This window comes from Rhizobium deserti (assembly GCF_004358025.1).
GTDB classification, from domain to species: Bacteria; Pseudomonadota; Alphaproteobacteria; order Rhizobiales; family Rhizobiaceae; genus Neorhizobium; species Neorhizobium deserti.
In genome coordinates, this window is sequence record NZ_SMTL01000002.1 from 1,028,027 (window position 1) to 1,051,679 (window position 23,653).

Sequence of the window (23,653 nt, forward strand, 5' to 3'; positions counted from 1 at the left end):
CCTATTTCTTCTTGAGCGCTTCCGCGAAGGCTGCACCAAAAGCGCCCTGCGATGAGCTCTTGTCCGTGTTGGCGAACTTCGGGTTAACCGGCTTGCCACGATCGGCTGTCCGCGAAACCGGGGCGGCCTCACCGCCGTCCTTGCGCATGGTCAGCGCGATGCGCTTGCGCTTGACGTCAACTTCGACGACCCGAACCTTCACCACGTCGCCCGCTTTCACCACTTCATGCGAATCCTTGATGAAGCGGTCGGCCAGTTGCGACACATGCACAAGCCCATCCTGGTGGACGCCGATGTCCACAAAGGCGCCGAAGGCAGCCACATTGGTCACCGTGCCTTCGAGCATCATTCCCGGCTTCAAATCGCTGATCTCGTCGATGCCTTCCGCGAAAGTCGCGGTCTTGAAGCTCGGGCGCGGGTCGCGGCCCGGCTTTTCGAGTTCGGAAATGATATCCTTCACCGTCGGCAGACCGAAATGCTCGTCGATGAACTGGCGCGGGTCGAGCGCCTTCAAGGCGGCACTGTCGCCCATCAACGAACGCAGGTCGCGCCCGCATGCGGCCACGATCTTCTTGGCGATCCCATAGGCTTCCGGGTGAACGGCGGATGCATCGAGAGGCTCCTTGCCGTTTGGAATCCTCAGGAAGCCGGCTGCCTGTTCGAAGGTGCGGTTGCCGAGACGCGCCACCTTCAAGAGCTCCTTGCGGCTCTGGAACGGGCCGTTCTGGTCGCGATGGGTCACAATGGCTTCGGCAATCGAGCGGCTCAGGCCGGAAACCCGCGCGAGCAGCGGAGCGGAGGCCATGTTGAGGTCAACGCCGACAGCATTCACGGCATCCTCCACTACCGCGTCCAGTGAGCGGGACAGCTTGTTCTGATCGACGTCATGCTGGTACTGGCCGACGCCGATCGACTTCGGCTCGATCTTCACCAGTTCCGCCAGAGGATCCTGAAGGCGCCGGGCAATCGAAACGGCACCACGGAGCGACACGTCGAGACCGGGGAATTCTTGAGCCGCAGCTTCGGAAGCGGAATAGACCGAGGCTCCGGCTTCGGAAACGATGACTTTGGTGGGCTTCTGCCCCGGCAAGTTGGCCAGCATGTCGGCCACCAGCTTCTCCGTTTCGCGGCTGCCGGTGCCATTGCCGATGGCGATCAGCTCGACATTGTGTTTGCGCACCAGCGATGCAAGTTCGGTCTGGCTGCCATGGATATCGTTCCTGGGCTGGAACGGATAAACGGTCGAGGTTTCCAGAAGCTTGCCCGTACCATCGACCACTGCGACCTTGACGCCGGTGCGGATACCGGGGTCGAGGCCCATGGTGGTGCGCGATCCCGCAGGTGCGGCGAGCAGCAGATCCTTGAGGTTGCGGGCGAAAACGTGGATCGCTTCTTCCTCGGCCCGCTCGCGCAGTTCGCGCATCAGATCCAGCGACAGCGACACGGACAGCTTGACGCGCCAGGTCCAGCCGGCCGCTTCCATCAGCCAGCGATCGGCGGCGCCGCGATCCCTGATCTCAAAGGCGGCAGCAATGATCCGCTGGGCCGGCTTGATCGGTGACGGGTCATCCTGATCGACCTCGATGTTGAGCGTCAGGAATTCCTCGTTCCAGCCGCGCAGCATGGCCAGTGCCCGATGACCGGCTACCTTTGCCCAGCGTTCGGAGTGGTCGAAATAATCGGAGAACTTGGCGCCGGCCTCCTGTTTGCCATCGACGACCTTGGCCTTCAGCACAGCCCCGTTTCTCATATGCTGGCGCAGCTTGCCGAGCAGGTCGGCATTTTCGGAAATGGTTTCGGCGACGATATCGCGGGCGCCGTCCAGCGCTGTCTTGATGTCGGTAACGTCGCCGGTGACGTAGGCCTGCGCAAGCTTGGCGGGATCGGCTGCGCGATCCGCCCAAATCGCTTCGGCGAGCGGACCAAGGCCCCGTTCCCGGGCGATTTCTGCACGGGTGCGGCGTTTCGGCTTGTACGGCAGATAAAGGTCTTCCAGTTCGGCCTTGGTGGTCGCCTTGCGGATTCTGGCAGCCAGCTCGTCGGTCATCCTCCCCTGGCCTTGGATGGAGTCGACGATGGAAGAACGCCGCGCCTCCAGTTCGCGCAGATAAACGAGCCGCTCCGACAGATTGCGCAGCTGCGTATCATCGAGCCCGCCTGTCACTTCCTTGCGGTAGCGGGCGATGAAGGGCACGGTCGCACCCTCGTCGATCAGCCCGATGGCAGCCGCAGCCTGCTCCGGGCGGGCGTTGATCTCGGCAGCGATTGCGGCGGCAAGGAAGCGGATATCGGCGGCCATCATGTCCTCGTTCAAATCGGAGGCGCGACCATAGTCAAACTTTGCGGCAAGGCAACAGCGTGCCGCCCGGTTCCACAAGCTGGGCTTGGCATGTTTCGTTTCAGGATCTCCTAAGGCGGTTGTTAACCCCAGAGCAGTGGATAAAGACGTGACAGCTTCTCGGATTTGATGCCCCACCTATAATCCCGGTGCCGAATGACACGGCAGCATGGAGGTATGAATGCCTAAGAAGATCGCCCAGGTGCTGGCTGCAGACGATGCAGTCGGCTCCGAGGAGCTGGAAGCTGCAATTTTCTATCTCAGCCGAAAGCTGCAGGAGGCCGAATTCAGAAACGAACCAGTGCCTTTTTTATCCTACCGTAATAAAGTTATATTTGAGACGACTTTGAAATTGCGCCGCGCCGCGAAGGCGACTGAGGGCGTTTGATGAACCCGCGGGCCGGCTTGTTGAAGTGCGGCACCCGGATCACCTTAAGCGAGGGGTAAGAAGGGCGCGGGCCTTGACCTTTCGGGTCCCTCGCCTTAACCGCCGGAAAGCTATGAAAGCGAGGGCGGCATATGAAGGTTCTGTTGATAGGCTCGGGCGGGCGCGAACATGCGCTGGCATGGAAACTGGCTCAGTCGCCACTCTTGACGAAGCTTTATGCTGCCCCCGGCAATCCCGGCATTGCCGAGCATGCAGAACTCCTGCCTTTGGACATAGACGATCAGGCTGCCATTCTCGACGTCTGCAAGGCGCAAGCCATCGACTTCGTGGTGGTCGGGCCGGAAGGACCGCTGGTCGCCGGCCTTGCCGATCTGTTGCGCAGCAACGGCGTAACCGTTTTCGGCCCTTCCAAGGCTGCAGCGCAGTTAGAAGGCTCCAAGGGTTTCACCAAGGATATCTGCGCCCGCTACGGAATTCCCACTGGTGCTTACAAGCGCTTTACCTCTGCCGATGAGGCCAAGGCCTATGTGAGCGAGCAAGGCGCACCGATCGTCGTCAAGGCAGACGGACTGGCGGCCGGCAAAGGCGTGACGGTCGCTATGACCGTAGAGGAAGCCCTGGCCGCTATCGACGATTGCTTCGATGGCGCCTTCGGCAGCGCCGGCGCTGAAGTGGTGGTGGAGGCTTTTCTTGACGGGGAGGAAGCCAGCTTCTTCTGCCTATCGGATGGCAAGACGGCTCTCGCGCTTGCCACTGCGCAGGACCATAAGCGCGTCGGCGACGGCGATACGGGCCCCAATACGGGCGGCATGGGCGCTTATTCACCTGCCCCGGTCATGACGCCGGACATGGTGGAGCGCACCATAAAGGAGATCATTGAGCCGACGATCCGTGGCATGGCCGAAAGCGGCTTTCCGTTCACGGGCGTCTTCTTCGCCGGATTGATGATCACCGCCAAGGGACCCGAACTGATCGAGTACAACGTCCGTTTCGGCGATCCTGAATGCCAGGTTCTGATGATGCGGCTGAAAAGCGACCTGCTTCAGCTTCTTTATGCGGCTGCCACCGGCTCTCTCGATCAGGTCTCCGCCGAATGGAGCGATGAGGTGGCACTGACGGTGGTCATGGCGTCGAAAGGCTATCCGGAGCCGTATGAAAAGGCGACCCCGATTGCAGATCTGCCGGACACGGCTGCAGGCGAAAAGATCTTCCATGCCGGCACGACGCTGCAGAACGGCCTGCTGGTCGCAACCGGCGGGCGCGTGCTGAGCGTGACGGCAACGGGCCAGTCCGCAGGCGAGGCAAAGGCCGCCGCCTATCGGCTCGTCGACCAGGTAACCTGGGACAACGGCTTTTGCCGGCGGGACATCGGCTGGCGGGCCGTCGAGCGCGAGCAGGCCGCCAGCCGTCAGGGTTGATTCAATATTTACCAATTCTCCTGACGGGATGGAAACGAAGCGAAGCTAGGATGAACCGCGATAATCGTGGAGTCCGGTAATGCGTCTCGTTCTGACCACAGCTCTGGTGCTGATAAGCGGCACCGCCTTCGGCTCATCCATCACTGTCATGGGCGGGACGGCGGTGCCGAGCCCGAGCCTCGTCGAGAAACACTGCTCCGACTGCCAAGCCGGTGCGCCGAAGGCCGATACGTCGAGCTATCACGTTCCGGTTCTGAAATCCGGGACGCAAAAAATGGAGATCGTCGAAATCAACGGCGAAAAAAGGCTGGCCCGCACCGAGGCATGGCTCGGCGGGTCGCCCGTCATTCATGTCAGCAAGCTGCCCGAATGGCTGAAGAACGACAAGGCAATTGCCACGCTCTCGCCCTCCTCCGACGGCTCCACGGAAACGGGAATAGAGGCTGTAATCGCGCCGGGCGACGGCATTGACCTTGAAGCCACAACCAGCGCCCTGCAGGCACCAGAGATTGCCCAGGCAGCCGCGCCGACGCCACTGGCGCTGACAAACTTCGAATTGCGGCTGCCCAACGGCAACTAGATTAGGGCCTGCTTACTAACGTCTTCGTGGCGTTCTCAAAAGAAGCTCCGCAGAAGATGCAGAGCACCCAAGAAATGACGGACGGTTTCTTTACCGTCGCACAGTAGTTGCGCGGCATTATTTAAATTTTCCTTCAAATATTATTGTCATTGTTTCGGCGGATGCGATGACCAGCATCCGTCCAGGCGCAGGATGCGCTTCTCCCCACAAATCTGTCCCGCTTCAACTCTCAGTTCGAGAGGTTCGGCTGGCTATACCTTTGAGTCGAAGATGAAGAACCTCAAGATCTCACAGCAGCTTGTGCTGCTGGTATCGGCGCTGATTGTCGGCTTTGCCGTCGTTACCTATTTCGAACTGCAATCCGCGACACGAGCCATCTATGCCGAACGGTATGGCATGCTGAGGACGCAGGTGGAGTCCGGTCTCGGCATTCTCAAGAAGTTCCAGCAGCGTGAAGCGGCCGGCGAACTGACCCGTGAAGACGCCCAGAAGCAGGCTTTCGCCGTCGTCGCCTCCATGAGCTTTCAGCCGGACGGCTATCTCTTTGCCTATGACTATGATGTGATCATGCGCCTGCATCCCGACCCCAAGAAGGTCGGCGAGCCTGGCAAGGGCAAGGCGGACTCTGCAGGGAAGCTGTTTCGAGACGAGATGGTCGCGGTGGGCAAAGCCGGGGGCGGTGTTGTCAACTACTACAGCAGCAGCAAGCCGGGACTGCCTGAAGGGGATTACCTGAAGACATCCTATGCCAAGGCTTTCGAGCCCTGGCAGATCGTGCTCGCCACCGGCGTCTACATGGACGATCTGCAGGCCGAGATCCGCCAGATGATCCTGCGCGCGGTCGGTACCGGTGTCCTCATCCTGGCCCTCACCCTTGTTGCCGCCTATTTCGTGATCCGCGGCATTACCAAGCCTCTCGCTGCCATCCACAAGTCGCTGCAGGCCGTTGCGGACGAGGATGTGGCCATCAAGATCCCGCATACGGGCATGTCGAACGAAATCGGCATGATGGCCAAGGCGACCCAGGCTCTGCAGGAAAAAATCCGCGAAAGACATGCCATGTCCGAGCGCGAAGCGAGCCAGAACCAGGCAATTGAGCGCGAGCGCCGGCAAAATCAGGACATGCAACAGCAGGAAGCGGCGGCGCAGGCCCATGTCGTGGCCGCTATCGGCCACGCACTGGAAACCTTGGCGACGGGTGACCTGACCGTCCGCTGCGATGATCTCGGCCCACGCTACGAAGAATTGCGCCACAACTTCAACGAGGCAATCTCGCATCTCGAAGCGGCCATGTCCAAGGTCAATGCCAAGGGTCTGGACATCGGCGGCTCCAAGGAAGAAATCCGCCGCGCATCCAACGAACTGTCGCAGCGCACCGAGCGCCAGGCGGCCAATCTGGAAGAAACCTCGGCAGCGCTCGACGAGCTTGCCGTCGCTGTTCGCCATACGGCAGAAGGTGCCCACGAGGCGGCCCAGCGGGTTACGTCCGTCAGCACCGAAGCGACGCGGTCGGACGAGATCGTGGCGCAGGCCATCCAAGCCATGGGTGGTATTGAGCATTCTTCCGGCGAAATCTCCAAGATCATCGGCGTCATCGACGAAATCGCCTTCCAGACCAATCTTCTGGCGCTGAATGCCGGCGTCGAGGCCGCCCGTGCCGGCGAATCCGGCAAGGGCTTTGCTGTCGTGGCGCAGGAGGTGCGCGAGCTTGCGCAGCGATCAGCCGCCGCAGCCAAGGAAATCAAGGACCAGATCGCCCGCTCCTCGGGCCAGGTCCAGAACGGCGTCCGTCTGGTCGGCGAGGCCGGCGAAGCGCTGAAGCGTATCTCCAGCCAGGTGCGTGCCGCCAGCGACATCGTCGGCAAGATCGCCCATTCCGCGTCCGAGCAAGATACGACGCTTCGCTCGATTTCCTCTTCGCTGAACCAGCTCGACGCCGCCACCCAGCACAATGCTGCCATGGCGGAGGAAACGACCGCTTCCGCAGAGGCTCTGGCGACGGATACGGACGAATTGCTCAACTTGATCCGCAGCTTCCGGGTCGGCAACCAGGGTCAGGACGCTGGCGAGCTTCACCACATGGCGCACAAGATGCGCAGGGCGAGCTAACGGCAAAAGCACAACACGCGGGGGCGGGTGGGAGCCGTCGGATCGAAAGATCCGGCGGCTTTTCCATAAAAACTTAGGACACAATCCTAGAGAAATCGGCCACTGTGCCGGTCGCTTCACGGATCGCCTTGAGCAAGGCCAGGCGGTTGGCGCGAATGACCACGTCTTCGTCATTGACGAGCACGTCTTCGAAAAAGCGATCTACCGGCGCGCGCAGCTTCGACAGCGCTTCCATGGCTGACCGGAAGTCCTCCTTGCCGATCGCAGCGGAGGCTTCCCTGGAAGCGGCGGTGATGGCTGCCCAAAGCGTTTTTTCCGCGTCCAGCCTCAGCAGTTCATCCGAAACGCCGTCGGCAACGACCGTGCCCTTCTTCTCCTCGGCAGCCAGCAGCTGCACGGCGCGCTTCGTGCCGGCGAGCAGGTTCCTGCCGTCTTCGGAGGTGATGAATGCCGTCAGCGCTTCAGCCCGTCGGGCGACCATCAGCAGGTCGTCTGCTTCGGATGTCAGAACCGCATCGATGATGTCGTGCCGAGCACCAAGATCCCGCAGATAGACCTTCAGGCGGTCGTGGAAGAAGGCGAGCAGATCGGCAGCAATCTGCGGCTCGACGGACACCACCGGGAAGGTTTCGTTGATATAGCTGTTGTCCGAAAGCGCCTGAGCGACCTGCCCTTCCTCGTCCGAAGACGACACGACCGGAGCAGCCTGCCGATCAGGCATGGCCTGGGCGAACACATCGAGAAGGTTCAGCCTCACCCGCCGCTCCAGCAGGATGCGCACGACCCCGAGCGCCGCACGCCGCAAGGCATAAGGATCCTTTGAGCCGGTCGGTTTTTCGTCGATCGCCCAGAAGCCGACGAGCGTGTCGAGTTTGTCGGCGAGCGCCACCGTCAGCGAAACCCTGTCCGTCGGCACTATGTCCGTCGGGCCCTGCGGCTTCCAGTGTTCCTCGACGGCGGCAGCAACAGAGGCATCCTCGCCCTGAAGCAGCGCATAGCGGCGACCCATCTGCCCTTGCAGTTCCGGGAATTCACCCACCGCTTCCGTGCGTAGATCCGCCTTGGCCAGCACGGCAGCCCGATCCACCAGAGCGGCATCGGCGCCGACGAGCGGGGCGAGCTTTGCCGCCAGGGCGCGAATGCGCGAAACACGTTTGCCCTGGCTGCCGAGCTTGGCATGGAATGTGACGTTCAGCGCGTCGAGCTTGGCCATGCGCTGGTCGAGCGGCTTTGCAAGGTCGAGGCCAAATCTCTGCGCAGCGTCTTGCAGGGTTTCGAGATCCGGCAGGTTGCCCTGATCCCGCGTCCAGAAATGCTTGGCGTCGGACAGACGGGCACGTACGACCTTGCCGTTGCCGTGGATGATTTCCTTGCCGCCGTCCTTGGCCTCGATATTCGAGATGAGGATGAAGCGGTTGGATAGCCCCTCCTGCGCACCCTGCGGCCGGGTCACGAAGCATTTCTGATTGGTCTTGATGGTCAGCCGGATGATTTCGGCCGGAATTTCCAGGTATTCCGGCTCGAACTCGCCGATCAGCACATGCGGCCATTCGACGAGGCCGGACACTTCCTCCAACAGGCCTTCGTCTTCCACCAGATCAAGCCCATTGGCGAAAGCGAGATCGCGCGCGTCGTGAAGGATCATGTCCTTGCGCCGGTCGGCGTCGAGCATGACCTTCGCTTTGTCCAGGCTCGAGACATAGTCATCGAAACGGCGCACGGTGATGGCTACCGGCGCATGGAAACGGTGGCCATAGGTGACGTTGCCGGCCGTCAGTCCGTCGATCTCGAACGGGATGACCTGAGTCTCGTCATGTTCGGGACCGAACACGCAGACGATCGACTGAAGCGGCCGCACCCAGCGCAGGCTCTCTGAGCCCTGGCCTTCTATGCCGCCGAAGCTCGTGCCTTTCGGCATGGAGGCGGCTCCCCAGCGCATCGGCTTCGGCCAAGGGAAATTGCGGATGATGCCCGGCATGACATCGGCAATGATGCTTTCGGCTGCACGTCCGGGCCTGGAGATCACGGCGACGTAGAAATCACCCTTTTTCGGATCGCTGACGACCGTTGCTTCGGAGGCGGAAGATAGCCCGGCCTTGCGCAGGAAACCGGCTACCGCCTGTTCCGGAGCCTTGGTGGAAGGACCCTTGATTTCCTCGCGCTGGTCGGCGGAGCGGGCCACCAGGCCGCGGATGTCGAGCGTCAGGCGTCGCGGCGTCCAATATTCGCGCGCCCCCTCATAGGTCAGACCGGCTTCCACCAGCGCGTCGGTGACGAGCTTTTTCAGGTCTCCTGCGGCCTTGCGCTGCATGCGGGCCGGGATTTCCTCCGAGCGGAGTTCAAGAAGCAGATCAGGCATGATGATATCTTTGCTTTCAGGACCAAGTCGCGGCGGACTTAGCAAGCCAGGCAGCAAAAGTCACGAGCCGGATTGGCGAAAGGCTCACCATCCGCCGCCACCTCCGCCGCCTCCACCGCCGCCGGACGAACCGCCGGAGAATCCCGACGAGGAGGGTGAAGAGCTCGGTGGCGGCGTAGGTATGGTCGAGGCGATGGTAGACGCCATGGAAGACGAGAAGCCGCCAATGCGCTCGCCGAAGCCGCCGTAATTGCCGTGATACCAGGAAGGTTGGTAGGAGGCTGCAGCGGCCCCCGCAGCAGCTGTGGCAAGCCAGGTCTCGAAGGACCGGCTCCAGGGCTTTTCGAGGCCGAGCGCTACCGCATAAGGCAGCAGCTTTTCGAAATGCTGTGGCGACATGGTCGGCGCCCCGGCCATGTTCATCCGGTCCTTTTCAGCCAGATCAAGGTAGATCTTCAGGCCCTCGATGCCATCCATCAGCTTGCGGCCGAGCGGCGTCGGCGCACTCATCAGGAAGAAGAACACGGCGTTGATCAGGACGATGCCGCCTACCGCCACCAGAACCGGCCAATGATCGCCTCCCGTCAGTTCCGATAGCATAGCGACCAGGATGGTCGACAGGATCGACAGCGCCACCAGCCCGATCAAGCCGAAAACCACGGCCGCCGCAATTCTTGAAAACAGCGAGCGTCCGCGCCGGAAGCTCTTGGCGAAGCCGACCGCCAGGAAAGCGAAGACGACGGCAAAGAAAGCCGGCACGATCAGCACCACCATCAGGTCCGGCTCCAGATTGCCAAACACCAGGATGGCAGCGATCACTGCAAGGCTCACGACCACGCCGCCGATGATGTAGCCGATATTCGCCTTGTAATATTTGCCGCGATGTTCCCTTTCGATCGACTGGCGGAAGCTCGCGCCGACGCTCTGCACGCGGCTGCCATTGGCCTTGTCGATGACGAGTGTGTCTGCCGGACCAATCGCGGCGAGCAGCGCGTCTTGCCCTGCAGACAGGCTTTTTGCATCCACCTTCTTTTCGGTTCGGCGGATGGTGATCGAGTTCTGCAGGTCGTCGAGTACCACATAGCCCCTGACCGCCAGATCGAGCGCACTTGCAGCCAAGGCGGTCCAGCCTTCGCCGGAAAACCCCTTGTTGTCGATATAGTTGACCAAGGCCGGCGATATGCCCTCCGGTGGATCCCAGCGCGGGACGACCACGCCACCTTGCGGATCACGGCCGACCTTCGTCCAGTTGCGGCCGTAGTAGAGCCCGACGAGAACCAGTCCGCCGAGACCAAGGATTGCCGCCATGTGATCGCGCCACCACCAGGCACGCTGCTGTTCGGCCGAGGGCGGCGCGACGGCGCCTTTCGGAATGCCTATGACAATGGTCAAGCCTTCCTGCTCCGCAAGTGGCCTCGTCGTGGCGAAGGTTGCCGTATCGCCATTTCCCGACATGCGGGCGTTCTGGTCGGTCGACCCGACCGGACCGGTGAAGGCCGCCACCTTGACGACCTGCGCCTCGTCCGGAAGCGTCACGCGGGCCGAGGCCCGAGCAATCCGGAACTGCCAGCCATTGCCGGTGGCATTCCAGTAAAGCTCGTCGTGATCGTCAAAATAGCGGATCTGGCGGCTCGTCTTGTAGGTGAAGACGTAAGTATGCTCGCCGTCGTCCAGCAGAACATCCGCCGATCCCGCATAGATCCTGATCCCGCCGGTTACCGCCTCCGTGTGCCACGGCTCATCCTCGCCATCGCGGGTGACGGAAACCATCTCGAAATCGACCCTCACCGTGCGGCCGCTTTCGTCCTGCATGGTCAAAGGAAAATCGCGGAAAATACCCCGTTTGATCCTGTCGCCTTCAGCATTGACGCTTATGGTTTCCGAGACTGTCAGCTCACCGCTTCCGGCAACCGCAACCTCGGAATGGTAGGAGCGGATATATTCCTCGGCAACGGCTGGAAGCGCCGCGGAAAAGGCGAGGAGAAGCGCAAGCGCGAAACGGATCAGCATGGGACGCGCCGTTTCAGAACTTGACGGTCGGCACGGCGCGATCCGCTTTATTGGTGATCTCGAAATATGGGCGCTTCGAAAAGCCGAACTGACCAGCAATGAGGTTGGACGGAAAGCTCTCGACCTTGACGTTCAAATCGCGGGCGGCGCCGTTATAATAACGCCGTGACATCTGCAGCTCGCCTTCGATGGTTTCCAGAGATGCCTGCAGCTCGGAAAAGTTTTGGTTGGCCTTCAGTTCCGGATAGGCTTCTGCAAGCGCAATGATCTTGCCGAGTGCCTGACCGAGCAGACCTTCCACCTGGGCGCGGCCCGCGACATCCCCTGCCGGCACCGCCTGCGCCTGGTTGCGCAGCTTGACGACTTCCTCAAAAGTGCCCTTTTCGTGCGCCGCGTAACCCTTGACGGTTTCGACCAGGCTCGGGATGAGATCGGCACGCCGCTTCAACTGAACGTCGATGCCCGACCAGGCCTCTTCCGCCATCTGGCGAGCTTTGACGAGGCCGTTATACATTAGAACAACGTAAAGGCCGACGAGAACGACTAGTCCAAGTACAATATACAAGCTTTTAATCCCCCAGGATAAGCTAACCCCGAGCGGACACTAAGTCGGCAAATAGAGATTGTCACTAAGAAAGAAGAGGTTAGGCCGCGTCCTTACCAAAATTGGCACCACCGGCATCCGTCAGCAGGAAGGCCTCGCCGCAAGCCTTTGCCAAAGTCCGAACCCGCAGGATGTAGCTCTGGCGTTCCGTCACCGAAATGACTCCGCGGGCATCCAGCAGGTTGAAGACGTGGGATGCTTTGATGCACTGATCATAGGCGGGGAAGACGCATTTATGGAGCGCCTGGTTGGCGTGATTGCCCGGAGCACCGGCTGCGAGCAGAGCCTGGCATTCCTTTTCGGCATCGATGAAATGCTGGTGCAGCATGTCGGTATTGGCGAATTCGAAATTGTGCCGCGAATATTCCTGCTCCGCCTGCAGAAAGACATCGCCGTAGGAGATCTTTTCGTCGCCCTCGCGACCGTTGAAGTTCAGGTCGTAGACATTGTCGACGCCCTGAACATACATGGCCAGGCGCTCCAGGCCATAGGTCAGCTCGCCGGCGACCGGCGAAACCTCGATGCCGCAGACCTGCTGGAAATAGGTGAACTGCGACACCTCCATGCCGTCGCACCAGCATTCCCAGCCAAGACCCCAAGCGCCAAGCGTCGGGCTTTCCCAGTCGTCCTCGACGAAGCGGACATCATGCAGCAGGGGGTCGAGACCGATCGCCTCGAGCGAGCCCAGATAGAGCTCCTGCAGGTTGGACGGGTTCGGCTTCAAAATGACCTGATATTGATAATAATGCTGAAGACGGTTCGGGTTCTCGCCGTAGCGACCATCCGAAGGACGCCTTGAGGGCTGCACATAGGCCGCCTTCCAGGGCTTAGGTCCCAGCGCACGCAGCGTCGTGGCCGGATGGAAAGTGCCGGCTCCCACCTCCATGTCGTAGGGCTGCAACACGGCGCAGCCCTTGTCGGCCCAATAATGGTGGAGCGCGAGGATCAGCCCCTGGAAGGAGCGGGTCGGAGACATATGGTCGGGCAGATCAGTCATGGGAATATCGCCAGATGATTGATTTTTCCGGACGAGTGCCATGCAGGGCGGCAGGGGTCAAGGATTTATGCACCTCGCGGCATAGCGGCTTTGCCGGCGCGGGGCGATCCGTGATAAGCTGCGATCAGTTTTCCGGAGGCCGAAATGAACGTCAAGAACACGATCACGCTTTCCGACCGCTACATGCGGCGCGCCGAACAGATGGTGGAAGACGGCCAATTCTCGTCGATCGAAAAGGTCGTCGAAGCAGGCATCGACGAACTGCTGCGGTCCGACGATCTGACGCCGGAACAGAACGAGGCGGTGATGGGCATGGCAGACGAGATCCGCCGAAGGATGGAACTGCCGAGGGATCAGTGGATCCCCTGGGACGGCGAGGCAGTGGCCGACAGGATCAAGGCGAAGCTTGACAAGAAATACAATAAGCAAGGATGATCTATCGCATCATCAATCACCCGCTTGTTGAAAGCGACCTGTTTGACATCACGGATATGGTCTCGTCCTATGCGGGTTTAACGATTGGGAAGTCCAAAACCAGCGAAATCACCCGCTTCATATCGAACCTTTCAAGCTTCCCGAAAATCGGTTCGATCCGCAGCGATATACTGCCGGGTCTGCGCGCCATTCCGGCAGCCGAAAAAGCCGTCGTCTGCTTCACGGTCGATGACGCGAGTCTGACCGTCTTCATCATCTGTATCAGCTATGCGGGTTCCGACTGGGCGTCGCGGGTGAAAGAGCGGAGCTAGCGTCTATTCCTCGTCGCGCTTGATCCGGTATTCGCCAGAAACCGGGTCCTTTTCCAAGGTCGCGACCGCGCCGGTGCGGCGTTCCTGTTCCTCACGACGCTTGCGGCTGGAAAGCCGCTGGGCGTCCATGATGAAACGCTTGTAAAGCATCCAGCCGCCGCAAATCACGACGATCAAGAATATGAGCTGCGCCATTCATCCCCCTCGTCCGGACTTCAGAGCCCGTAACGGCTCCACAATGCCCTTTCCTCGATGCCTTCGGCAAGACCCGCACCGGCACTCCCGGCAATTTCGCCAAGGCCCAGGCCTCGCGATAGCACGCCCGGCACGCGGCGACCGAAAAGGCTGCGGGTACCACCGATGAGTTCGAGCTTGGCGTCCTTGCCGAAGCGGCGCTTGACGACGCCGCGCATCTCGCCGAGGCCGTCGATCAGGCCGAGTTCAAGTCCGCGCAGGCCGGTCCAGAAGAGACCGGAAAAAATGGTCGGATCATCTGCAAGCCGCTCACCGCGGCGCATTTTCACCATTTCGATGAAGACCTTGTGGATCTCGAGCTGCAGCGTCTTCAGATATTCCACATCGCCTTCTTTTTCAGGCTGGAAGGGGTCAAGGATGACCTTGTTTTCACCGGCCGTGTAGACCCGGCGCTCGACACCGATCTTGCGCAGCAGTTCTGGGAAGCCGAAGCCGCCCGAAACGACGCCGATCGAGCCGACGATCGAGGTCGGATCGGCAAAGATCTCGTCGCCGGCCAGCGCGATCATGTAGCCGCCGGATGCCGCGACGTCCTCGACGAAGACCAGCACCTTCTTATCTTTTTCCTCAGCCAGCGCCCGAATGCGCTGGAATATCAATCGCGATTGCACGGGTGATCCGCCCGGCGAGTTGATGGATATGACAACGACCGGCGACGCCTTCTTCGCGAATGCCTTTTCCAGCATGGGCGCAACGGTGGCAAGATTGAGCGTCGGCTTGAACTGGTTGCCGCCCGTCATGATCGCGCCGCTCAGCCGGACCACGGGGATCACCATCCCCTTCTTGCGGAACCGTTTCGGCGTCAGGCGCGTCAGAAAATCCATCTTTGATCCTGCTTTTGCAAATATTAGAGCTTGCGTGATGTAAGTAACGGCAGCGGGAACACAATGGTTGCGCTTGAAAAATCCCCGGTTCAGCGCCTTGTTCGAGCATAAGCCACTCGTCCGTTATTGAGGTCATCGACCAGGCTCGCAAAGGAATGACCGGGGCCTTCGTGGACGACCAGGGGCGCCCGCAGTGCAAGCCTCGCCCTCGACCCCTTGATGGCAGTGACCAGAACACGGGTGGCGTCTTCTCCCGGACGCGGATGCAGAGCCGTGATCTCAAGCCCGCCGAAACGCCTGCCGCAGGCCGCGATGATCTCGGCTACGGATTGCGGCCGGGCTATCAGCGATAGCTGGCCGCCAGGCTTCATGATGGCGCCGGCTGTCCGTATCCACGTCTCGAACAGCTCTTCGGTCATCGCATGCGCTTGCGCCTTCAGGGCATCGGGCGTGCGCCGGTCACCGGAATGATTGAACGGCGGGTTCATGATCACATGGTCATGAACCTCGTCCTGAAGGCCAGCTGCAAGGCGTGCCTTACCGGTCAAGGTGACATCCGCCTCCACAACCTCGACGCGGTGGGCGAGGAAGCGGTTTTCCTCAAGCGCCAGGGAGCGCCGCGCATAGTCCGCCATCAGCTGTGACTTTTCGACCAGCAAGACCTTTGCCAAAGGAAGACGCGCTGCCACCGCAAGACCAGCGGCACCGGCACCGGCGCCGAGATCGGCAACGCTTACGGGACCATCTGCGGCAACGAGCGAGGCGAGCAGCATGGCATCCACCCCTGAGCGATGCCCCTCCCCCTTCGGCTGAACCACATGAAACCGACCGCGATGGAACGCATCGACCGTATACGACATCTCGGCGGCCGCCACGCCGATGGCTGTGCCCGAGGCATTATCTTCCGAAGCAGGCTTCACGCCTTGAGCTCCGCTTCCAACCCCGCATCCTTGAAAATGCGCCGAGCCTCATCGGCCCGATCGCTCTCGACGAGAAAGCGGCGCGGCAGAAGCCCGAGCGACCCCTCCAGCACGCTCATCGACTGATCGGCGATCATGCAGTGAATGCCGGCTTCCTTCATCAGGCTTTCCGCCAGCGACAGGATCACCAGGTCGTTCGTGCGGATGATCTCCTGCATGATGGCGAAATACCCTTGTTAAACGAAGCGTGATGCGTTTTGCGCTTGCCGCACTATCTGCCTCTTTCTATTGTGCTTTGAAAGATTTCGATAGGGAGGCCTGGTCATTGGGCGTCGTCATACCGCTTGAAGAAGGCAAAAACAAACCTGCGTCCGTCAAGCCGCTGGTGGATCTGACAAAAGCGGACATGGAACGGGTGAACCAGTTGATCCTGTCCAAGGCCGGATCCGACGTGCAAATGATCCCGGAAGTCGCCAACCACCTGATTTCATCGGGCGGAAAGCGGCTGCGCCCGATGCTGACGCTCGCTTCGGCCTCGCTGTTCGGCTATCAGGGCGACCACCATGTCAAGCTGGCTACCAGCGTCGAGTTCATGCATACGGCGACGCTGCTGCATGACGACGTGGTGGATGAAAGCGACCTGAGGCGCGGCAAGTCGACGGCACGGATGATCTGGGGCAACCAAGCCAGCGTGCTTGTCGGCGACTTCCTTCTCGGCCAGGCATTCCGAATGATGGTGGATGTGGGCTCGATGGAAGCACTCGACGTGCTTTCGGCCGCAGCTTCGGTGATTGCCGAAGGCGAAGTGCTGCAGCTCTCCGTCGCCAAGAACATGGAAACGACGGAGGATGACTATCTTTCCGTCATTCGCGCCAAGACCGCAGCCCTTTTTGCCGCTGCCGCCGAAGTCGGGCCGATCATCGCCAATGCGGACAAGTCCAGCCGCTCGGCGCTGAGGTCGTACGGGATGAATCTCGGGCTCGCCTTCCAACTGGTCGATGATGCGCTGGACTACGGCGGCAAGGCCGCCGACCTCGGCAAGAATGTCGGCGACGATTTTCGCGAGGGCAAGATCACCCTGCCGGTCATCCTCGCCTATCGCCGCGGCACCGAAGGCGAGCGCGCCTTCTGGCGCGAGGCGATCGAGAACGGCGAGAGCAGTGAAGAAAACCTCGAAAAGGCGCTCGGCCTTATCAATAAGTATGGCGCCCTGAACGACACGATCGGCAGAGCCTTGCATTACGGCACCATGGCTCGCGATGCGCTTGCTCCCCTGCCGGCTTCTCTGCTCAAGGCGGCGCTTCTCGAGGTCATCGACTTCTCGATCCAGCGGGTCAACTGAACTTAATCTGGGACAGGGCCTCGGGTCGACATTTCTTGCCGACCCGCTTCAAAAAAGCCATTCTGTCATGAATCAATCGGCGCAAGATCGGGCGGCGCCATGCCGCCGAATCATGCTCTTACGAAAGGCATTCTTTATGCGGCAGAAATTACGCCTTCTTCTGCTTTCCGGCGTTGCGCTCGCCACCGCCCTGACGCTGAGCGGTTTCGCGCAGGCTGCGACGGCCGAGCCAAAGCCGGCGACAGAAGACGCGGTCAAATTTGAGGCCGATGACGCCAACTCGTTTTCCGGTGCCTTCCTCGCCGCCCGGACGGCCGATGTGGACCATGATTATGCCAGCGCCATCTCGCTTTACCGCAAGGCGCTGATCTTCGACCCCGCCAATCTGGAAATCCGTGAGCGGCTGATGATCTCGCTGCTCCTCAATGGCGAATTCGAGAGCGGGCTGAAGGAAGCCGACGCCTTGAAGGGGGATGCAGCGGTCGAACGCATCACTCGCATCGTACGGGGGCTCGATGCCATCCGCGACGGAAAATTCGATTCGGCGCGCAAGATCCTCGCCTATGACGGCCCCAACGACCTCGACCGGCTGACCCATCAACTTCTGGCGGCATGGGCGGAAGTCGGCGGCGGCAAGGGCAAGCAGGCGATGGCGACGATCAGCGGGCTCAAGGGCCCGGACTGGTTCAAGGTGTTCACCGACTACCACCTTGGCGCCATGGCGCTGGTGGCCGGCGACGTCAACGCCGCCCGCAAGTCTCTCAACAATGCGGTGACCAATCGCGACGCGGTTGCCACCGCACCCGATACGTTCATGCGCGCCGTCATGGCGCTGGCGCGCCTGGAGGCGTCAGCCGGCAATAAGCAGAAGGCGCTCGATGCCATTTCGGTCGGCGACGAGCTGATCAGCAATTACGCGCCCTTGAAGGCATTGCGCCAGAGCATCGAAAAGGGCGAGAAGCCGGTCCAGCAGGTTACCAATGCAGCCGAGGGGGCCGCAGGCGTGCTGTTTTCGATCGGCGGTGCTTTGAACCGCCAGGGTGCCGAGGACATGGTGGCTCTGTATCTGCAGGTCGCGCATGCCATGGACCCCAAAAGCGCGGACACGCTGATCATGCTGGGCGGCATTGCCGAGAAGCTCGAAAATCCGCAGCGCGCCATCGCCTTGTATCGACAGGTGCCGGCCGATTCGCCGATGCGGCGCATTTCCGAGCTGCAGCTGGGTGTAACCCTTTCCGACACCGGCAAGGTGGAAGAGGCAAAGCAGCACCTCAAGGCGCTGATCGAATCCGATCCTGCCGACATCCGCAGCTATATCGCCTATGGCAGCGTGCTTTCCGAGGCCAAGGACTACAAGGCCATGGCGGAAAACTATGACAAGGCTGTGGAAGTGATCGGCCCCGTGCCGCGACCGGCCGACTGGACTGTCTTCTTCCAGCGCGGCATCGCCTATGAGCGGCTGAAGCAGTGGGACAAGGCCGAGCCGAGCTTCCGCAAGGCGCTGGAGCTCAACCCCAATCAGGCGCAGGTCCTTAACTATCTCGGCTATTCGCTGGTTGACATGAACATCAACCTCGACGAGGGACTCGACATGATCAAGAAGGCGGTCGATGCCAAGCCGGACGACGGTTACATCGTCGATTCACTCGGCTGGGCCTATTTCCGCCTAGGCAAGTTCGAAGAGTCGGTGACCGAGCTTGAGCGGGCGGTGCAGTTGCGTGCCGGCGACGCTACGATAAACGATCATCTCGGCGACGCCTACTGGAGGGTGGGCCGCCAGTTGGAAGCCGTCTACCAGTGGAACCGGGCGCTGATCTCGGAGGGCGACGACGTTAACCGCGATCACATCAAGGACAAGGTCGAGAAGGGCCTGCCGCCGATCGATCCGAATTCCACGACAGCCGACCGGAGCACCCCCGAACCCGCCGCTCCCGTGCCCCCGGCGCCAGCACCGGAAAATCCGGACAAGAAGTCCTGATGCCTTTAGACACCTTTGCCCACGAAAGACCCGCCTCATCGGCGGGTCTTTTCGAATTGGCACCTGCGAAGATCAACCTCGCCCTGCATGTGGTCGGACAGCGGGCCGACGGTTATCATCTGCTTGAAAGCCTGGTGACATTCGCGGATATGGGTGACGAGCTGAGCTTTTGCCTGGCGGACGAGGATTCATTGATGGTTTCCGGTCCTTTCGCGCCGGCTCTTTCGGTAGGCGTGGAGGTTGACAATCTGGTGCTGCGGGCACGCGATCTGCTGCGCGACTGCCTGTTGAAAAGCAGCCAGCCCGCTCCGCCGGTCGCCATTCACCTGGAAAAGAACCTGCCGGTGGCTGCCGGGATCGGCGGCGGTTCCGCCGATGCTGCAGCGACCTTGCGGGGCCTTTTGCGCCTCTGGCAGGCAGAGATTGCGGAGGCCGAGCTCCTCGCCCTCGCCCTGAAACTGGGCGCCGATGTACCCATGTGCCTGAAGGGCGAAGCCTTGATGGCGACAGGCATAGGTGAGGACATCACGCCCTTGCCGGAGCTTCCTTCGCTGGCGCTGGTTCTCGGCAATCCGCTGGTCGGCGTTGCGACGCCGGACATATTTCGCCGCCTGGCCACCAAGGATAATGCCCCGATCGGACAGATCGCGGCCAAAGACTGGATGCCGCTCCTCAAGACACTGCGCAATGACCTGGAGCCTCCCGCACGTTCACTGGTGAGGGAAATCGATCAGATATCGAATATGATTGGTGGCGAAGGCGCCCTGTTGACCCGTATGTCCGGTTCCGGCGCAACCTGTTTCGGCATTTTTCCGTCGGCTGATATGGCGCAGACGGCAGCCGCCAACCTTTGCGGCCAGAAGCCGGATTGGTATTTTCAGGCGGTACAGACCGTGGGCCGCAAATCTGGAGAAACATCATGAGCCGGATCGACGAGACCCGCCCCTTCGTAGCTGTCGGCATTGCCGTACTGACCGTTTCCGATACCCGCACGCTGGAGAACGACAAATCCGGCGATACGCTGGCGGCGCGGATCGCAGAGGCGGGCCATCACCTGAAAGCGCGCGCCATTGTGGCGGACGACAGGGAGGCCATTGCCGGTCAGGTCCAGGCTTGGACACGCGATCCCGAGATCGATGTCGTCATCACCACCGGCGGAACGGGCTTTACCGGCCGCGATGTGACGCCCGAGGCGCTTGAGCCGCTATTCGAAAAACGCATGGACGGCTTTTCGGAAGTGTTTCACCGCATCTCCTATGACAAGATCGGCACCTCGACCATTCAATCCAGGGCCACCGGCGGCGTTGCTAATGCAACCTTCATCTTCGTGCTGCCGGGCTCGCCAGGCGCCTGCAAGGATGCCTGGGACGGCATATTGAAGGCGCAGCTCGATTACCGCCACATGCCCTGCAACTTCATCGAGATCATGCCAAGGCTGGACGAGCATCTAAAGCGTGGCGGCAAGCCATGAAGGCCATGTATACCGCTTCTGGCTAGCGCACCGAGCTGGCCACCCAGGCCGGTATGATCTCGCTTGAAAGTCTGAGCGGCTTCTGCCCTCGTGCCAGCGCCTCGAGATCCGTTCCCGGACCGGCAAGCGTTACCGCCTGCAGTTTCGGCAGAAGAAGCCCGTGCTCCAGGGGCGGCACGGGGCGGGTGAGCCGCCTCAACAACGGGCGCCGGTAGTTCCGCGCCGGCGCAAATCGCCCCGCCTGCCTGTTCAAGGCGATGAATTCCATGACTTCGTCGACCCAGCCGGCCTGGAGCCGGGCACCCGGCTCGATCAGCAGCAGCCAGTCGCCGCGGGCCGAAAGCAGCACATCCTTGATACTCCAATTCTGGTGGAAGCGGCAGCCGGCGGCATCGGCGACACGCGAGGAACCGTCCTGCGATCCATGATCCAGAACGATGACATCGCTGACCAGCCCTTCAACGGCAGCCGATACCAGCACTGAAAGCGTTTGCGCCAGTTCGGCCTCCTGGTCGTGGCATTCCATCAAGACAGTGAGCATGATCGAGGTTTAGCCCATTGCTCAGGGAATTGCCAGAACAACACGTCTCACTTTGTTCTTGCATTGTTCTCATCCCTGAGCTAGGAATCTATTCATCGAAACGGGAAGCCTTCCCGCAGGAGTGCCTCATGACAGAGCTGTCCCATTTGCGGCAGGCTGCTTTTGCGCCTGCTCATACGGCTGATATTGCCGACGCCTTGGTGAAGACTTCAGGTCTGCGCATCGACATCGACCGGCGGCGGGGCCGCGGGGCTGGCCTTAATCCGAGCGGACGCTTCGAGGACGAGCGCCGTGAGAGCTTCGACGACGGCTGGCAGACGATCGAGGAGCTGGATGCTTTCAAGACTGAGGTGCAGGTGGAAAAGCCGCGCACCGCGATCACCCGCAACGAATCTCCCGATATTTCCTTCGATCGTTCGATCAACCCCTACCGGGGCTGCGAACATGGCTGCATCTATTGCTTCGCCCGCCCGACCCACAGCTTCATGGGACTGTCTCCGGGCCTCGATTTCGAAGCGAAATTGTTTGCCAAACCGGATCTTCCCAAGCTGCTGGAGCGGGAGCTGAGCAAACCCGATTACAAGGTCCGCGCCATCGCCATCGGCACCAATACCGATCCCTATCAGCCGATTGAGCGCGAATGGCGGATCATGCGGCAGATCCTCGAAGTGCTCAACAAAGCGAACCATCCAGTGGCGGTGGTCACCAAATCCGCCCTGATTACCCGTGACATCGACATCTTGTCGGACATGGCGGTCAGGGGCCTGGCCAAGGTGGGCATATCGGTGACGACGCTGGACCGCAAGCTGGCCCGCAGCATGGAGCCGCGCGCCTCAACGCCAGCCAAGCGGCTGGAGGCGATCAGGGCCCTGACCGGTGCGGGTATCCCGACTGCGATCATGGTGGCACCCGTCATCCCGGCGCTGAACGACCACGAAATCGAGCGTATCCTGGATGCCGGCCATGCAGCCGGGGCCGCCGAAGCCACTTATGTACTCCTGCGCCTGCCTTTGGAGGTCAGCCCGCTCTTCCGGGACTGGCTGTTGCAGAACTATCCGAACCGCTACCGGCACGTCATGTCGCTTGTGCGCTCCATGCGCGGCGGCAAGGATTACGATGCCGAATTTGGCAAACGAATGAAAGGCGCCGGTCCTTATGCCTGGCAGATCGGCCGTCGCTTCGAAATGGCGACCAAACGGCTCGGCATGGTCAAGAGGGGCTTGCCGCTGCGCGACGATCTGTTCGTGCGGCCGAATGGCTCCGGCATACAGTTGTCATTGCTCTAAGCCTTGAGTCTAGGCCATTGAATTTGGTTTTCGGCACGCGTCCCCGCCTCCGTCTCGTGCCGGAATACCCCCGATCCACCTCTGCCCCTCGACATGGCAATGGTGGAAAGCGACGCCGCATCGCTTCCCCGGGGGTTGCAGGAGATCGGGACGGCATGCGAGGTTGCCGCCATGTTGCTTCGCACGCCGCCCGATTCTCCGATGCTTTTTGACGCGCCGCCGCTGCTTCCGGATTTCAGCCTGGAACTCGTGGCGCGCCAGGCGGGCCACTGGCCGGTTGCCGGAACGGACGAGGCCGGACGGGGACCGCTGGCCGGCCCGGTCGTGGCAGCCGCGGTTATTCTCGATCCCGACAATATCCCGCCGGGCCTCAACGATTCCAAACAACTGACGCTGAAGCAGCGGGAAACGCTGTTCGAGGCGATCATGGCCACGGCGGAAGTTTCGATTGCGGCTTCGGGACCGCGCCATATCGACGAACGCAATATTCTGCGGGCCAGCCTCGATGCGATGCGCCGGGCCGTTTCCGGCCTTTCGGTGACGCCCGCCTATGTGCTGGCCGATGGCCGCGACGTGCCGCAGGGGTTGTGCTGCGCCGGCAAGGCAGTCATCCAGGGCGACGCCCGGTCCGTGTCCATCGCCGCCGCCTCTATTATCGCCAAGGTGACGCGTGACCGGATGATGACCCGCGCCCACCACGTCTATCCCGTGTATGGCTTTGCCAATCATGCCGGCTATGGCACGCCGCAGCACCGCGCCGGCATCGAGGCGCACGGCCCCTGCTCGCTCCACCGCATGAGCTTCCGGCCCTTGCGCAAGGATGAAGTGCCGGTCGGTTAATGGCTACCTTGGACGGAGGTGGTATGATCAAGATAGAAGCGTTCGACCCGCAGTACATCGGGGCGCTCTTTTCCATATCACTGGCAACCGGCCATATAGGAGGCGATGCGTCTCACCTTTATGAGAATTCAGAGCTGATGGGCCTTATATATTCCGCGCCCTATGCTGCGCTCGAGCCAAGCCTTGTCCAACTGGCGCTGGACGAGACCGGTCCGCTGGGCTTCGTGCTTGGTGCTGTTGATACCGATGCATGGGAGAACCGGCTCGAAACCGAATGGTGGCCGTTGTTGCGATCAGTCTATGCCGATCCCGGTCCTGTCCCACAACCTGAATGGACGCTGGACCAGCGCCGCGTTCACATGATCCATCATCCCACTCCCGTCCCGGCGGAGATAAAGGATCGCTACCCGGCCCACATCCACCTCAATCTAATGCCGCATGCCCAAGGCGTCGGGATCGGCTCCCGCCTGCTGGACGGATGGCTTGAAGTGATTGCTGCCGCTTCGCCTGAAGGGGTCCATGTCGGCGTCAATCGGCAGAATAGCAGAGCTCTCAGGTTTTGGGCCCAGCAGGGCTTCACCGAGCTCGCGCCGCCACTGGCTCAAAGCGCTCGGACAGTGTGGATGGGCCGGCTGCTTCGCTGACAA

23 protein-coding genes are annotated in these 23,653 nt (G+C 61.2%); 13 read left to right on the forward strand and 10 right to left on the reverse strand.

The window, feature by feature from the left end; genetic code table 11:
- Window position 1: 1 nt before the first annotated feature.
- Window positions 2-2,299, reverse strand: coding sequence for a Tex family protein (locus E2F50_RS11495; protein WP_133316239.1), 2,298 nt, complete (start codon window positions 2,297-2,299; stop codon window positions 2-4).
- Between the two features lie 220 nt (window positions 2,300-2,519).
- On the opposite strand from E2F50_RS11495, the gene E2F50_RS11500 reads away from it, so the two are divergent.
- From E2F50_RS11500 to E2F50_RS11515, 4 genes are all read left to right on the forward strand, one after another.
- Complete coding sequence (locus E2F50_RS11500; protein WP_133316240.1) at window positions 2,520-2,726, forward strand: hypothetical protein; 207 nt, start codon at window positions 2,520-2,522, stop codon at window positions 2,724-2,726.
- 131 nt (window positions 2,727-2,857) lie between these two features.
- A complete protein-coding gene (gene purD / locus E2F50_RS11505) occupies window positions 2,858-4,144 on the forward strand; it encodes a phosphoribosylamine--glycine ligase (RefSeq protein ID WP_133316241.1) in 1,287 nt (428 codons plus the stop codon).
- Between the two features lie 79 nt (window positions 4,145-4,223).
- On the forward strand, window positions 4,224-4,724 hold the full coding sequence (locus tag E2F50_RS11510) for a plant virulence effector HPE1-like domain-containing protein (protein ID WP_133316242.1): 501 nt from the start codon (window positions 4,224-4,226) through the stop codon (window positions 4,722-4,724).
- A 270-nt stretch (window positions 4,725-4,994) separates the two neighbouring features.
- Window positions 4,995-6,833, forward strand: a complete 1,839-nt coding sequence (locus E2F50_RS11515; RefSeq protein ID WP_133316243.1) for a methyl-accepting chemotaxis protein — start codon at window positions 4,995-4,997, stop codon at window positions 6,831-6,833.
- Window positions 6,834-6,906: 73 nt separating this feature from the next.
- Here E2F50_RS11515 and glyS read toward each other — a convergent pair whose 3' ends face one another.
- The 4 genes from glyS to E2F50_RS11535 all read right to left on the reverse strand — a co-directional run bounded on the left by glyS (window position 6,907) and on the right by E2F50_RS11535 (window position 12,803).
- Window positions 6,907-9,192, reverse strand: a complete 2,286-nt coding sequence (glyS, locus tag E2F50_RS11520) for a glycine--tRNA ligase subunit beta (RefSeq protein ID WP_133316244.1) — start codon at window positions 9,190-9,192, stop codon at window positions 6,907-6,909.
- A gap of 84 nt (window positions 9,193-9,276) precedes the next feature.
- Complete coding sequence (locus E2F50_RS11525) at window positions 9,277-11,202, reverse strand: DUF2207 domain-containing protein (protein ID WP_133316245.1); 1,926 nt, start codon at window positions 11,200-11,202, stop codon at window positions 9,277-9,279.
- A gap of 13 nt (window positions 11,203-11,215) precedes the next feature.
- Window positions 11,216-11,767 (reverse strand): LemA family protein, encoded by a 552-nt coding sequence (locus E2F50_RS11530; RefSeq protein ID WP_133316246.1) that lies wholly within the window; start codon window positions 11,765-11,767, stop codon window positions 11,216-11,218.
- Between the two features lie 79 nt (window positions 11,768-11,846).
- A complete protein-coding gene (locus tag E2F50_RS11535; RefSeq protein ID WP_133316247.1) occupies window positions 11,847-12,803 on the reverse strand; it encodes a glycine--tRNA ligase subunit alpha in 957 nt (318 codons plus the stop codon).
- 144 nt (window positions 12,804-12,947) lie between these two features.
- Here E2F50_RS11535 and E2F50_RS11540 point away from each other — a divergent pair, with 144 nt between their 5' ends.
- Together E2F50_RS11540 and E2F50_RS11545 are read left to right on the forward strand one after the other, a co-directional pair.
- Window positions 12,948-13,238, forward strand: coding sequence for a hypothetical protein (locus tag E2F50_RS11540; protein ID WP_133316248.1), 291 nt, complete (start codon window positions 12,948-12,950; stop codon window positions 13,236-13,238).
- A complete protein-coding gene (locus E2F50_RS11545; protein WP_133316249.1) occupies window positions 13,235-13,549 on the forward strand; it encodes a type II toxin-antitoxin system RelE/ParE family toxin in 315 nt (104 codons plus the stop codon). The genes E2F50_RS11540 and E2F50_RS11545 overlap by 4 nt, the downstream gene beginning before the upstream one ends.
- A gap of 3 nt (window positions 13,550-13,552) precedes the next feature.
- Here E2F50_RS11545 and E2F50_RS11550 read toward each other — a convergent pair whose 3' ends face one another.
- The 4 genes from E2F50_RS11550 to E2F50_RS11565 form a co-directional block, all read right to left on the reverse strand.
- Window positions 13,553-13,744 (reverse strand): hypothetical protein, encoded by a 192-nt coding sequence (locus E2F50_RS11550; RefSeq protein ID WP_133316250.1) that lies wholly within the window; start codon window positions 13,742-13,744, stop codon window positions 13,553-13,555.
- Between the two features lie 20 nt (window positions 13,745-13,764).
- A complete protein-coding gene (locus E2F50_RS11555) occupies window positions 13,765-14,628 on the reverse strand; it encodes a S49 family peptidase (RefSeq protein WP_133316251.1) in 864 nt (287 codons plus the stop codon).
- A gap of 89 nt (window positions 14,629-14,717) precedes the next feature.
- Window positions 14,718-15,488 (reverse strand): tRNA1(Val) (adenine(37)-N6)-methyltransferase, encoded by a 771-nt coding sequence (locus tag E2F50_RS11560; protein WP_133316430.1) that lies wholly within the window; start codon window positions 15,486-15,488, stop codon window positions 14,718-14,720.
- A gap of 56 nt (window positions 15,489-15,544) precedes the next feature.
- On the reverse strand, window positions 15,545-15,766 hold the full coding sequence (locus E2F50_RS11565) for a putative signal transducing protein (RefSeq protein WP_133316252.1): 222 nt from the start codon (window positions 15,764-15,766) through the stop codon (window positions 15,545-15,547).
- Between the two features lie 107 nt (window positions 15,767-15,873).
- On the opposite strand from E2F50_RS11565, the gene E2F50_RS11570 reads away from it, so the two are divergent.
- The 4 genes from E2F50_RS11570 to moaB all read left to right on the forward strand — a co-directional run bounded on the left by E2F50_RS11570 (window position 15,874) and on the right by moaB (window position 20,339).
- Window positions 15,874-16,890, forward strand: coding sequence for a polyprenyl synthetase family protein (locus E2F50_RS11570; protein WP_133316253.1), 1,017 nt, complete (start codon window positions 15,874-15,876; stop codon window positions 16,888-16,890).
- Between the two features lie 136 nt (window positions 16,891-17,026).
- Window positions 17,027-18,868: a tetratricopeptide repeat protein gene (locus E2F50_RS11575; protein ID WP_133316254.1), complete on the forward strand. Its 1,842-nt coding sequence runs from the start codon at window positions 17,027-17,029 to the stop codon at window positions 18,866-18,868.
- On the forward strand, window positions 18,868-19,791 hold the full coding sequence (locus E2F50_RS11580; RefSeq protein WP_133316255.1) for a 4-(cytidine 5'-diphospho)-2-C-methyl-D-erythritol kinase: 924 nt from the start codon (window positions 18,868-18,870) through the stop codon (window positions 19,789-19,791). The genes E2F50_RS11575 and E2F50_RS11580 overlap by 1 nt, the downstream gene beginning before the upstream one ends.
- Window positions 19,788-20,339, forward strand: coding sequence for a molybdenum cofactor biosynthesis protein B (gene moaB, locus E2F50_RS11585; RefSeq protein WP_133316256.1), 552 nt, complete (start codon window positions 19,788-19,790; stop codon window positions 20,337-20,339). Before E2F50_RS11580 ends, moaB begins: the two co-directional genes overlap by 4 nt.
- A 22-nt stretch (window positions 20,340-20,361) precedes the next feature.
- Here the strand turns inward: moaB and E2F50_RS11590 are convergent, their stop codons facing one another.
- Window positions 20,362-20,880: a glycosyltransferase family protein gene (locus E2F50_RS11590; RefSeq protein ID WP_133316257.1), complete on the reverse strand. Its 519-nt coding sequence runs from the start codon at window positions 20,878-20,880 to the stop codon at window positions 20,362-20,364.
- A 128-nt stretch (window positions 20,881-21,008) separates the two neighbouring features.
- Between E2F50_RS11590 and E2F50_RS11595 the strand changes: the two genes are divergently transcribed.
- The 3 genes from E2F50_RS11595 to E2F50_RS11605 all read left to right on the forward strand — a co-directional run bounded on the left by E2F50_RS11595 (window position 21,009) and on the right by E2F50_RS11605 (window position 23,650).
- Window positions 21,009-22,166, forward strand: a complete 1,158-nt coding sequence (locus E2F50_RS11595) for a PA0069 family radical SAM protein (protein WP_133316258.1) — start codon at window positions 21,009-21,011, stop codon at window positions 22,164-22,166.
- A gap of 171 nt (window positions 22,167-22,337) precedes the next feature.
- The gene (locus E2F50_RS11600) at window positions 22,338-23,006 is read left to right on the forward strand and encodes a ribonuclease HII (RefSeq protein ID WP_133316259.1); all 669 of its coding nucleotides are present in this window, start codon (window positions 22,338-22,340) and stop codon (window positions 23,004-23,006) included.
- Window positions 23,007-23,029: 23 nt separating this feature from the next.
- Window positions 23,030-23,650 carry a GNAT family N-acetyltransferase gene (locus tag E2F50_RS11605; RefSeq protein ID WP_133316260.1) on the forward strand — a complete coding sequence of 207 codons (621 nt, stop codon included), beginning with the start codon at window positions 23,030-23,032 and terminating at the stop codon, window positions 23,648-23,650.
- Window positions 23,651-23,653: the final 3 nt, after the last annotated feature.